6 protein-coding genes and 1 pseudogene are annotated in these 12,830 nt (G+C 63.2%); 1 reads left to right on the top strand and 6 read right to left on the bottom strand.

Annotated elements, in window-relative coordinates; all coding sequences use genetic code 11:
• Nucleotides 1-223 (top strand): annotated as a pseudogene (locus ACTXPP_RS07825) (integrase core domain-containing protein); the annotation flags it as partial.
• A gap of 111 nt (nt 224-334) precedes the next feature.
• On the opposite strand, the gene brxL reads toward ACTXPP_RS07825, so the two are convergent.
• From brxL to ACTXPP_RS07795, 6 genes are read right to left on the bottom strand one after another with little or no spacing between them, the layout of a single operon-like run.
• Entirely contained in the window at nt 335-2,392 is a 2,058-nt protein-coding gene (brxL, locus tag ACTXPP_RS07820) for a protease Lon-related BREX system protein BrxL (RefSeq protein ID WP_443341642.1), read from the bottom strand.
• Entirely contained in the window at nt 2,389-4,722 is a 2,334-nt protein-coding gene (pglZ, locus tag ACTXPP_RS07815) for a BREX-1 system phosphatase PglZ type B (RefSeq protein ID WP_443341640.1), read from the bottom strand. Before pglZ ends, brxL begins: the two co-directional genes overlap by 4 nt.
• Nucleotides 4,719-7,901: a DNA methyltransferase gene (locus ACTXPP_RS07810; protein ID WP_443341638.1), complete on the bottom strand. Its 3,183-nt coding sequence runs from the start codon at nt 7,899-7,901 to the stop codon at nt 4,719-4,721. Before ACTXPP_RS07810 ends, pglZ begins: the two co-directional genes overlap by 4 nt.
• A gap of 2 nt (nt 7,902-7,903) precedes the next feature.
• The gene (brxC, locus tag ACTXPP_RS07805) at nt 7,904-11,362 is read right to left on the bottom strand and encodes a BREX system P-loop protein BrxC (protein WP_443341636.1); all 3,459 of its coding nucleotides are present in this window, start codon (nt 11,360-11,362) and stop codon (nt 7,904-7,906) included.
• A complete protein-coding gene (locus ACTXPP_RS07800) occupies nt 11,359-11,916 on the bottom strand; it encodes a BREX protein BrxB domain-containing protein (protein WP_443341634.1) in 558 nt (185 codons plus the stop codon). The genes brxC and ACTXPP_RS07800 overlap by 4 nt, the downstream gene beginning before the upstream one ends.
• Nucleotides 11,913-12,635 carry a hypothetical protein gene (locus ACTXPP_RS07795; RefSeq protein WP_443341632.1) on the bottom strand — a complete coding sequence of 241 codons (723 nt, stop codon included), beginning with the start codon at nt 12,633-12,635 and terminating at the stop codon, nt 11,913-11,915. The genes ACTXPP_RS07800 and ACTXPP_RS07795 overlap by 4 nt, the downstream gene beginning before the upstream one ends.
• Nucleotides 12,636-12,830: the final 195 nt, after the last annotated feature.

Here is a 12,830-nt window from a genome sequence, read left to right as displayed (position 1 = left end):
CCGTTACCGCATGATCGGATCGATGGGCGGGGTTGGTTCCAGCGGCGACAACGCCGCCATGGAATCCTTCTTCGCAATGCTTCAGAACAACGTTCTCGACCGCCGCTGCTGACCCACTCGTAGCCAGCTTCGGATCGCGATCGTGACCTGGAGTGAGCGGACCTACCACCGTCGACCCCGTCAGGCCCAGTTGGGCCGATTGACGCCAACTAACGCCAATTGACGCCGATCGAATTCGAGACCATCATGACCAACAACGTCGCTCTCGTGGCGTAACTACAACCTTTCACCTAAACCTATAGCAGACCCGGACCAGATATGCTTCCCTACCAGCTCATTCATCGAGAACTTTTATAAGTGCATCTTGGGCATCGCTGTAAAAGACGAACGAGACCTTTGTTGCTACCTCATCGCTGACGTCAAGAAGCTGGCGACGGGCCGACACTGGAAGCAAGAGAGCCGTAGCGCCCTTTTCCATTGCATGCTCGGCAAGCTGTGCAGCGTTAAGAACCGTCTCTACGCCACCGCCGAGCGACAGGTTGCCGACGGCGATCAGGCCACCACGGATAGATCGCTGGAGCATCGCCGAGGCCAGCGCGAGGAGGATCGGCAGTCCGATGCCAGCGCCGGTCTTGGCTGCGTCGAGCGCGCGTACCTGAGCAGTGAGGTTGTGCTCGCGCGGGTCGCGGTCGCCAACGAGTTGTCTCGCCTGGGCGATGAGGTTCTGATCTGCGACTTTGAAGCTTTCCCGGAGCGTGGCGGGTGCGGCCTGGTTGAGTAGCCCGCGTGCGCCAGAGCCGGGCGTGTCTGCTGCCTCGATTCGGTAGAGTCCCGGGCCGACGTCGCCGTCGCTCTCGGAGATTGCCCACACCTGGCCGGGGGGCAGCGGATCGAGGCCGATCGAGTCGGGGCTCGCGAGTTCGGGGGTCGAGACGAACTGCTCTACTCCCTCGCCGAGACGGTAGCCGAACTGGGTGTTACGGAACTCTGCTGCGCCGATGCGGCGTTGTTGTTCCTTGACGCGACGGCGGCACTCTAGGGCAATGCGCACTGCCCATTCGAGGTCCTCATCGGAGATCGTGGCTTCGGCGTCGGGATACAGGAGCTTGAGCAAGCCATCGACCGTCTTGTTGACGGCCGACAGGTCTCTGCCCGACAGGGCATCGGAGTAGTTGACCCGCCCCTGGATCGAGGTGAGGCGCGATTGATCACGAAGGCGCGACCAGCACTCGGAGAGGAAGTCACTCACGAGGCCAAAGTGGTGAGTGAAGTAGGTCGGGTTGAGCTTTGGAACGTCCCAGCCCGGTAGGTAGGCGTGGATGCGGTCCATGAACGCCGTGTCGTCGCGCATCTCCGGTGGCAACGGCGAGAGCAGGTGACCGATCCTCTGCTGGTGGGCGACATCGACATCGAAGTTCCCGACCAACGTGATCGAACCGTCGGCCCTAATGGACTCACGGCCGCGGGAGAACTCGCCCGACTCCATGTAACCCTTCATGATGTTGACGCCATCCTTCTGGTCGAAGGAGACGCCGGAGACTTCGTCGAAACAGACGACGTCGTACTGGGCGACGAGGCCGCGTTGTCCAGTGGCGTTGTTGACGAACATCCTGGCAACGGTGGCCTTGCCGCCGGAGATCAAGTGCGCGTAGGGCGAGACCTGTTGAAACAGGTGGGACTTGCCGGTGCCGCGAGGCCCTAGTTCAACCATGTTGAAGTTTCGCTGCACGAACGGGACCATGCGCAGCAACAGCACGTCTTGTTCACGCTCGGTGAGTTGCGAGGGTTCGAAGCCCACTGACCGTAGTAGGAGGTGCTTCCACTGCTCTGTAGTGAACCGTGAGCGGCCTTCGGCCAGACGCGAGAGCGAATCGCGGGTTGAGAGCTGGATGGGGCGAAGCGACCCCACAGCAAAGGGCTTGCCGTTGTTCTCGTCAGCGATCGCGGCGTCGTAGAACAGATCGACCTCAGCGTAGAAGCCACCGGTGAGTATGCGGTCGTGGTCACGGACAACGGCATCGTTGATGCGCACATCGCGGAGCCCGAGGCTCGGAAGCTCAGCGACATAAGCGTTCGACTTTGCATCGAGTCGAGCCTTGACGAGATCAATGAGCTTGACAGTCGTGCGCTCGCGCGCGCGCGACTTGAAGAGTTCCTCTTCACCTGCCCGCACTGTGCGGTCGGCGAGAAGCCGCCGGACGACCTGGAGCCCTTCTTCGATCTCCTCCGGGTCGGTTGTGGCGCAGTAGCGTCCGATGAGGAACTCTCCGACGTAGGTCGGGACGGGATACGCACCCTTGAATTGCTGGGCGAGATCCTTGCGAACGACGTACCCCTCGAAGGCTGACGCTGCGGTCGTGTCGATCTCGTCGAGCGTGATTGCCTCGGTCATTCGACGCCTCCTACCGTGGTTTGTGCTTGTGCCAGAACTCCACCGCTCGGGTCGAGAAGTACGACCCACGCGTTCGCCCCAGCGGGGACCTGTTCCTCATCGACGAGCACCTTGACCTCGCCCGGCTCGGTGGGCGACTTCGGGCCACCGACGGCGCTCGATGCGTCGGCGGGGCGAAGCCGAACTTCGGCGACCACTTCGGCCTCGGCAGGGCCGTAGTCGATGCGGCATCGCTGTCCTGTCCACCGAACAGCCTCAATCTGGACGGACGCAGCGACCGAATCGCCGCGTGTCACAGTGACGACGGGAACCACGCACTCCTGAAGGCTCAGCCCTCCGTGCTCGTACAGGCAGCCCGCCTCAAATGCAGCAGCTCCCGGTGCGCTGACCATGTCGACAGATGAGTCCCAAGTCCAGGGCAGGATCGGGAAGTCCGGGCGCGCCGCGGCGGCCTTCAACCGCGCCACACGCGGCTTGCGGGCAGCATCACCTTCCGTCACCTGTATCGGAAGGTTGACCTTCTGCGCTGCTTGACCGGGCAAGAGGAACCCGTGATCGGTGACCACGACAACCTTCCGCCACCCTGCGTCGAGCAGTGCACGAACACGCTCGGCGACGAGGTCGAGGTGGTGGTCGATGAGGTCCGCCATCTGGTACCCGTGCGAGTGGCCCAGCGAGTCGATCATGTTCGTCTGCGTCCAGGCGGTTCCGGACGGGTCGCCGACCTGAGCGGTGTCCCAGTCGAGGAACTGCACCCCCGCGCCAGTAAGCGCCGACCGCAGAACTGCACCTTTCACAGATCGTCCCTGATCATCGGCCGCGTCGAAGGCAGCGCCGCCAACGATGCTGATCTTGATCGGCGCCACCGCCGGCTGGCCGGTTGGTGTAACACTGGGGAAAGCCGCCTGGCGCGGCTCCACAACTACCGCGAGTCCTGACAGTCGGCGAACAACACGAGCGGCCAGGTCATAGCGCAGTGCATCGACATAGACAACGCACGTTCCGGCGGCTACGTCGAGACCTGTCTGGCCGCGGTAGGTGCCAACTGCGGCCTTCTGGAATGCTCGTGCCGACTGATCGACCCAGGGGTCGTAGATCGCGGCGAGCGCATGAGCGACGGCGGACCTATCCTGCGCGGTCCTGGCCGTTGCGATCGTCCGCAGTGCGAGGTCGTCAATCACGTGGCCCTCGTCGCTGTACCAGGCAACTTGACTCTGGAGGTCCGTCGCTGTGGAAGCGCTCCCGACACGGTCTGCCAGTTCCGCGAGATGACCGGCGGCCCTAGCAAGCGGTGCCTGGCCGAGAGCTGCCCAGACATTGTCTTCGCGCGCAATGTGAGCGGCAGCGAGCTCTTGGACGCGACCACGCGGGTCGGGATGAGTTCCCAATGCATCGAGCGCCGACCTAAGCGCGTCCTCCTGGTCGCGGTTCCACGAAGGCCACGAGTCAGGGTGCGCGTCGGTGTCTCCAAAGAGCGGCACCACAGAGGGCCGCGCCTGGTCGAGCAAGGCAGGAAGGTTTGGATAGCGGCTCGGGTTCTCCGCAAACCGTTGCCAGACAGCTCCCCATTCGCCCGCTCGGCCGCCAAGCTTGCTGGCTGCGGTGAGCGCGCCATCTTTCTCAGGGCCAAAGCCGTACACGGACTTGCAGGAGGCGACAAGGGCCTGCCACTGCGCACCTTCGAGCGAAGCCCTCACCTCGTCCGGCTCGTTCATCCATTCGAGGAGCGTGCGAACCGTGTCATCGAGCACGAGGTGGTGCAGACGAGTCGAATCGAGGCGTCCCATACGCTTGAGATCGTCGATGTCCTCGAAGAGGAACTTGTCCAGCACTTGAGCGAGGGCCGCCTTCGTCGCACTGTCGCTGGCGATGTCGAGCCCGGCCCCCTGCTTCGATGCAAGGAAAGAGTGCGGCGTCCAGGGCGTCTGGCCGTGGGCGGAGGGCCACCAGTTCGAGCGGATCGCAACCTCGGCCAGCGGCGCGAGCGAGTCGTCGAGCGCCGCTGCCTCCGCCACGGAGCCTCGACTGACACCAGGCAGGTATATCACCCACGGGCTGCGTTCGTCTGGTTCGGCAAGATGTGCTGGTAGTTCCGCTGACTCGGGCGAGGCAAGAACGGCCCGAAGCCAGAGCGCTGGACCTCGTGCAGCTGCGGGGTCGTATTCTCCGAGCACGAGGATGGGCACTGCCTCTTGGAGGCGACGTATCACAGGCTCCCATGCGCGCTCAGGGTCGGCCCACAGAACGGCCGCTGGGGCCGAGTTCGCCCCCGCGTTGAAGGCAGCAGCGTCACGGAGGGCTTTCGCGACGATGGCATGGACAAGCGTCATTTGGCGTCCCCCGCCTCGCGCCGGGCGGCACGGCGCTCCTCAAGTGTCGGGTGCAGATCGTTGTGCCGTTTCGACCCGTCGGGATTCGTCCCACGGTCCTTTCGCCAGTGCACGTTGACCTTCGTGCGTAGCACACCAGCAGTGATGAACGGCCGAATGTTGAGGCGGACGCCATCGTCAAGGTCCGGCTCCCAGCCGATCGGCTGCTCAGCCATCGACTTCCATCGCACGTAGACGTCGTACGGCGGAGCGCCTTCGAGGATCAGCTTGAGTTTGCGCTGAAGCTCTTCGGCAGCAGCCAATCGCGCATCAGCACCAGCGCGCTCTGCGCGAGCCTCGTGCTTCTGTCGATCGATCCAGGCACCGAGGGAGGTGAATATGAGCTTCTCAAGGGTCCGCCTGTCTAAACGGTGGTAATTGACAATCGCCGAGAACCCGTCCTTGCGGCCATCCCAGATGTGCCACAGGAACGGTCGGTTGCCGAAGACCTTGACGTGCTGCGTGAAGAACGTGTCTCGGAGCCAGTCCTCCAAGCGACCGTTCTTCCCGCCGGCATCGGTGACGAGCTTCCGCTCCAAGCCACTTGACCATTGGTCACCGTAGGCCGTCGCAAGCAGCCCGCGCAACCGTGTGGCGAGATCAGGCTCGTTTGGCAGTGGCTGTAGGGCAGCAACGCCATCGGTATCTGCAAGGCGGTCAAGCTCGTCGGCACCCTGCCGGGGCCATGTGTAGCCAAGTAGCCGTCCGATCGCCACTTGGAGGGGCAGCGTCGCGGCGACAACGTCGCCCGTGAATAGCCATTGAGTTGGGTTCGGCGAGTAGGGCTCTGGCAAAGGCCCTTCCTGTTCGGCCACCTTCGTCCAGTGTTCTCTCTCGAAAGGAACCTTCGCCAGAGTCGCGTTTGTGACTTTCAGGGATGTATCAATTTCGCGAACCGCCGCCGAATACTCCGGGGAAGACAGGAAGTACCATAGCGCTGGCACCAACGACTCGTCATAAGGGACGACCGGTGACGCATTAGTGTCGAACAATTCTCCGGTGTAGAGCGTCACAGGCAGATTCCCCATCTGACTGACCAGAACTCCGAGTTTTCCCCATGCTGCCTTGCCGACAATACGGGAGCTGCGGCTTTGAGCCATCGGACCTTGGCCCTCATCCCAAGCAACGACATAACTCCGTCCGGCATAGAACTCAGTCGCAGAAACTGAGGTCAAGAACGGGCACCAACGACGCCCACCGACTCCGCTGACTTCCCAGAAGTAACGGCGGAAACGGCCATCGTCCCCGGTCTTGATTCCTTGAAGACCCCGAGCCACGCCCGACAAGGGTGCCTGCGGTTTGGACGTGGTCAACGTGATCCGGTGGTCAGTGTTTGCCATCTGCTGCGCCCGCGTTGTGTCACTAAGTTGTGCCGCGATGAGGATTGCGGAAACCTCCGCAGGTGAGTTGCCGGCCGCGGCATCTAGCCCGGAGACCGCCTCCGTGCGCTGCCCCCCTTCGACCAGCAGATCCGTATGGAAGTCCCACATGGTTGCCGAGAACCCAGACACACCGAGGGCGGCAACGAATATTGGGCCGTCGAGGTTGAGTCTCGCCTTTCTGAACGCCGAGTAGTTGGTCTGATAGCGCCAACTCTGCGGAATCACGAACGCTCGAGTTGTTGCTCCGCTCCATCGGGAGAGCATCGAGTAGGCCAGGTTCCCTGCTGCGACCCGATCCGCACGCTGTGTGAAGTTCTGGACGACCTCAGCCTGCTTTCCAGAAGAAAGGAACGGCGGATTTGTGGCGACAAGTGTGTAGGACTCTGACAGAAGCCCAGCAGCGTGGATGATGTCATCCGCAGCGTATCCCAGGACCGTATTCCCTTGGGCCTCGCCCGCAAGGGCGCGCGAAAGAGCTCCCCGAACTGACTCCCAACTGGCACCAATACTGAGATCACGCCCAAATAGCACGTCTTCAGGACCGTCGATCCGTGGCTCGATGAGCGAGCCTAGAGAGTCCGCGTCTCTGAAAAGGGAATGCAGATTGCCGAGGACCTTCCGGAGTTCGCTGTCCTCACCCGCAAACGATTCCCAATCGCTCCGCGCCGAACGAACCGGCACACCCGAACAGGCGATCTGGGGAGCGGGTAACTCACGGAACCCACCCTGCTTCCAGGCTTCAAGGGCCACGTTGAAAGTGGCGATCTGAGTACAGCGCGGGTCGAGTTCGAGGCCGTGGAGATTGTCGCGGAGGACGGCATTCTGTGCCTCAGCCGGTGTGAGGCACTCTTCCTCGGCGCGCATGCGCCAGAGCATCCCGAACATTGCAACGAGGAAGTGGCCGGAGCCGCAGCAGGGGTCCATCACCGTCACATCGGCGACCCGGTCGGGCCATTCGTTGAACGAGCCCGCCGCAGGTGTGCCGTCCTCGGTACGACGGAGGTACTCCCAGCCTTCAAGGAGCGCGGACTCCGGGTGACGTGCAGCCCACCATGCCCCAAGTGAGTTCTCCAGCAGGAACCGCACCATGTAGTTCTCGGTGAACAGCTGTGTGACGGGCGAAAGGTCGGCCCCGCCGACCTTAGCGCCTGAGTCGTTGACGCGCTTCTTTTCGGCTGTCTGCCAGAACTGATACACCCATCCAAGCGCGTCCTCCGTCGTGAATACCTCGGCCGGAATCTCCAGTAGGAGCTGCTCCAGCGAGTTGCGATGTTCGGCTGCGAATCGCACCTGCACTGCGGGGTCGGTTAGGCGGAACACACCGGGCAGGATCTCCGATGCGAAGCGAGCGGCGACGGCCCACGCGTCGGATTCGTCAATGTCGGACGCGAGATCGCCGCAGTCCTCCAGAGACAGCGGAATGTCGCGGTACTCCGGGTGCCGCAGGAGGCCATTGACCTCAAGGAAGCGGGCAAACAGCAAACGATGCCACTGCTCGTAGGCCACGTCGTGGATCAAGTTGGTGAGCGGCGCAGCCGCACGTGCGGTGTCATCGCCTAGCTGCCGCGCCTTGTCGCGCAATGCGAGCCGGAGCTTGTTCTGGTCGTCGCTCAGGTACCCTGGACGGCTCGGTTCCCCCACCGCGAGTGCGCGCAGGGCATCCTCGGCCGCACGCTGCGCAGCCTCTCGGGCGCGTTGCGTCTGTGTGTCTAGGAAGCGACGTTGGTCGGAGTTCAGAACTGTGGTCGTTGTCGTCATTATCAACCCTTCACCACAACGGTATCGTTTCCGCTGCTCAGTGCATCGAGAAGCTGAGTGCGCAGGTTCTCGACATAACGCTCGATCTGGTCGGTGCTGCTGAGGCTCGCCGTCGACACCCTCACCGTTGTCGTCTTCGCAGAAGGCGCTGTGAGCTGAATGGCCGCCTCCAGAGCTCGAGAGGCCCGCTGTGGGATGGCATCGAATTCAGCGGTCCACCCCTGGAGAGGTCGGGCCTGCGCAGCCTCCAGGACAGTCGAAGGATCGGCAAGGTTTGGTTCGGGCTCGGCTTCGAGGTGGTGTTCCGCCAGAAGCACCGCCTGCTGCGCCTCGTTGAGACTCTTCCATGCGGGCTGCTGTTCGAGCGCTTCTACAGCCCTTTCCCGGGCGTCGCGCAGGGCTACTGCGGATTCGTGGATCGCATCACGAAGTGCGCTGGCCAAGTCTTTGACGATCGGGGCGACGGGGTCGGGGTCAGCGAGCAGGTCGCGGCCTGCGGCCAGTGCTTCAAGGCGGCCACGGGCGACCGACGCGCGCTCCAACCCCGCGGCAGACACAGCAAGCGAACGTGCCAGTTCGAGCGAAAGCGTCCGGCTCTTGCGCCGCCGTTCCAATACTGCGAGCCGGTCGTTGAAGCTCGTCAGGTCGATCTTTGCGTCTAGCAAGGCGTGCACACGATCGTTACCCACCATACTCACGATGACCTGGATGTTGCCGGGCACGGCAACGTCCGGGAGTGGCGCAGGCCCGCTCACATTCTTCGCGCGATCAACCAGCGACTTGACGGCCTGTTCGGCGGTCGAAACAAGTCCATCGTTGTCGGTTGGGAACCCGAGGTTGCCCAGCACCTGCCGTGCCTGGATTTTCTCGGGGGGTTTGAGGACCGTGACCTCGTGGCGGAGCTGAACCTTGCCTAGGCGGGTCTGCTTGAGCACGTCGGCCGTAGTCGCGTCACTGCCGTTGAGCATCGCTCGAATCACCCCAGTGTCGAGGAGCACCCCGAGGGAGGCCATGAGCGCCTCCCGAGGCCAGCCGAGAGGCTTCGAAGTAACGGCCTTCTCCACGTCGCTCGCAGACGTGCCAGCCGGGCCGATGTGGCGGAGAACCTCCTTGACGACTCTGTGCTGCTCGGGGTCAGCATCATGCTGGACGGCCTTCAGCGCATCCGGCGCCGATCCGCTCTTCACCCGAGCGATGACTTGCGGCCACCGGTTGTCGTCAGCCTCAGCGAACCGCGGGAACAGGCGGGTCGCGGCATCCTGCGCGCCTGCCTCGATGCGCTCACGAAGAGAAAGCCCGTCCGGTGCCGTTCCACCACCGAGGAGCACGTTTGCCTTAGAGATTACGTCGCGGACGTAAGCGCTCATCTGGTCCGTCGCACGGTTGAGACGGGTCTGCATCGCACTTCTGGCCTGCTTGCCTTCCTCGTCCTGCGGAATGCCCTGCTGGTCGATCACCCGCTGCGCGGCGATCTTGTTGCGGACCGCTGCCGCAAACGCCGAGGCTTGAAGGCGGGGAAGATGGACGAGAACGATCGGCGAGTCGACACCGAGGCTGCGGGCAGACTCGTCGAACTGCTTCGCAGTGATCCCCTCATCCCACTCTGAGCGGAGCCACACAGAGATCGCCTCGGAGTCCTGTGGGAGCGAGGCGTCGGAATGCAGTGCAAGCTTGCGCGACACCTTGGCGCGGCCCTGCTGGATGGAGGCTGGTAACGACCGCCCAATCTCCGCGAGCAGCAATGAGTCGCGCTCGGTACTCACCTCACTGTCGGTCACCTGCGCGTGGTGCCTACGAAACGCCTCGTCCCACTCTCGGCCTGCCTTGGTCTGAAGACGGAACTCCTCTCCGTCCTGCTGGAGAACGCCCTCCTCGGCGAGTGCTTCCAGTACGACAGGCACCTGCTGCCGAAGCCGGTCGCCATCATTGGCAAGATCCTCGACGAGCAGGTCGACAAGATGGTCCGCCGTCGCACGCACGCCGATGTCGCCGTGGCCCGACGTCGGAAGCAGGCCGATGAGGTGGATGAGACCGAGGACGCGCCCGCGCAGGGCGTCCTTCTGCCCCTGCTCGTGGATCAGGGTCTGTGTCTCCTTGAGAAGCAGCCCCGCGCCGTTCAGGTCTTCGTTCTTCTGGGCGTACAGGAAATCGGCACCGACCACGGTGCCCACCAACTCAGGTGCAACCTTCCGGTTTGCCTCGTGCACGATGCGGAGCTGGGAGCGCAATTGGCCGGCGCGGCCGGCGTCTGCCTGTCGGAGCACACTCTCCCAGAACCGACGGCGCACCGGGAGCAGTGGGTAATCCTCAACGAGATCCGAGTCATCAGTCGCAGTGTGCTGAATCTGGCTCCCGCTGAGCTGCCGGGAGATCTGCCCGGCGACCGACGCCAACGCGCTGTCGAGGCCGGGCTTCTTCGCGGGTTCTTTGCTCAGAAGCACTCGACGAACGACGGCGTCGACGTCCTGGTTCTTGAGCACGACCTTGACGGTGAAGCGGTCCTGGATCTTCTGAAGCGTCGAATCGGCCATCAGCTCCTGCTGGCCGGTTGCGACGAACAGCACCCGGCCGTCAAGCTCGCGCGACACCGACTCGACGAGGTTCTGCACCTCCATCGCTCGGCCGCCGTCGCTGCTGATGTACTGCTGTACCTCATCGAGGACGATCAGCGACGGCGGGATCTGTCCACCGCCGACGTACTCAAGGATCTTCTTGAGCAAGGCGATGGTCTCGTCCGTGGAGAACGAGCGCGTGTCCGGCGGGAACTGGCTGCGCAGCGCCTCGCGCACATCCCTGGCGGATGCGGCGAACTCCGGGTCGGAGGCGAGAATCGCGTTCGCGAGCAGTTTGCTGAGGTTGTACTCGCTCAACTCCTCGATGAGGTCACCGCCGCTGGCTGTGACGTGATCGCGGACTGAGTCGAGGTGCCCGTTGCCCGCGAGCCACAGTGCCACCTGGGCGGGCGCAACACGTGTAGGCAGTCCAGCGGCCCCGAGGACGATAGAGAGGAACACCGAGTTGAGGGTGTCGCCGCTGCGGTCAAGCGCTCCTGCGGCGGCCCATGGCGCTGCCCCATCACGACGGCCGAGCGTCGTCAGTTCGGTCAACTGGTCCTGGATGGACTGCGGAATGTTGGTCAAGCCCCGCGCGGTCGCGCCGTTCGGTAACTTTGTGTCGGCCCACAGGTGCTGGAGCACCCGGACGAGGTGGGACTTACCGCTGCCGTAGAAGCCCGAGACCCACACGGCAGGTTGCGTCGTCCGGTTCCGGTGGCCGGTGTAGGAGTCGAGGATGCGCTGGAGGCCGTGTTCGTACTCGCCCTCGCAAACGAAACTCTCCAACTCGTACTTGAGGACGTCCCACTGGTTGGAGTCCTCGGGCCGGTCGACGTTGGTGACACCGTCATTCGGGATCTCGAAGCTCAGTGGAGGTCGGACGAAGAGGTTGTTGTTGGTAGTCACGCGACGTCCTTCTGTGGATCGATGACACGCGCACGGTAGTTGAACCCATCGCGAGTGTCGAGTAGACGAAATGAATGAGTTTCCGAGTCGTGGAGTCCGGGGAAGAGCACAAGGAGTCTGCCCGTCACAGCGGAGTCGACGGAATTGATCACGCTCGACGCTCGCAGGAAAGGGAAGATTGAGCCGATGCCGACGAGAGTCACGACGACGTTTGCTGGAGCCGCTTCGAGGGCTTCTCGAATGCGGGTGACCAGCGTGGTCTCGAACTGGTCGAGAATCGACTGCGTGAGGTCGCTAGGATCCTCGTAGAACGCCTCGGCATGGCGGTGCGACGACAGCCAGCACCCGAAGTCGTCGGTGACGTCGATAATTACCCAGCCCCGACCCGCCTGAGTGGTGGCCAACTCCATGCTGGGCAGCGCGTGGCGCATTTGGCGTTCGAGGTCCGGCGGGTAGACGAGCATCCAGACCCGCTCGCCACCCGAGAGGTTATCCTTCCAGGTCAGGGACAACTCGGTCTTGTAAGCGTCGACAAGATCGGATACGCGGCTCATGCGTCACCTCCGAGAGCCGGGAAGGACACGTCGACCACGTTTCCCGCGACGAGCAAGTCCAGAAGCCCCTGGGTGTGAGCTTCGCGTAGTGCCTCCAGGGCGCGTCCGGGAGCGATACCGAGGATCTTCGACCACGGGTTATCGAGGACGCCGAGTCCACGTCCCCCGGCGAGGTGACCGAGAAAGGCCGCATAGGCGATGGCTGCCGGGTGGACCTCCACCTCGGTGCGCACCTTCTTGGCGCGACCCGTGAGGTGGCCGGTCTGGGTCCAGCACGCTCCCGTATTGCGGCCGGTCTTGCCGAGCGTCGACTCCGACATCTCGTTGCCAAACTGCGCCGCGACGGCGGCGGTAAAGTCCGCCGACGTCACGCTCGATCCCGCCGGGAGATCAGCGATCGCCGCAAACGATGCGCGGAGCACCTCATCGCGGGTGAAGGCCAACAGTCCCGCAAGGAGCGGACGTGACAAAGGGTCGATGTCCCAGAAATGCCGCAACGCTGTAAACTCCGGGCGTACAGGGTCTAGCAGATACAGCTCGCGCAGGTGACGGAACGAACGCTGCCGACCGGCCTGCGTCGGACGGCCTAGGACGTTGCCTTCGACCACTGCTTGGCGATACTGCTCGGCAGGCGCATTGGATGGCACCTCACGGAGAAGCTCCACCAGGTGAGGAATGCCAATCGTATGGCTGGCAGTCGTCCGCAACGTTCCGAGCACGAAGTCACTCTCAGTAATATGAGATCCTTCCATCGCCTAACTCTTCTCCATTCTTAGCATCATCATTGCACCCGCTACACACCATACCGGGCCTGTTGCCAACCTGATGGCCGGATACACCGAGCGGGTGTGAAGCCGTGTCGGCGGGGCTACCACACCACTAAATGGCAAGCCTTTCAGAAGTTGAAGGAACCT

Source organism: Candidatus Corynebacterium faecigallinarum (assembly GCF_052264515.1).
GTDB lineage: Bacteria > Actinomycetota > Actinomycetes > Mycobacteriales > Mycobacteriaceae > Corynebacterium > Corynebacterium faecigallinarum.
Note: the sequence above shows the minus strand (reverse complement) of the source record. Positions and strands in the feature narration are given on the sequence as shown.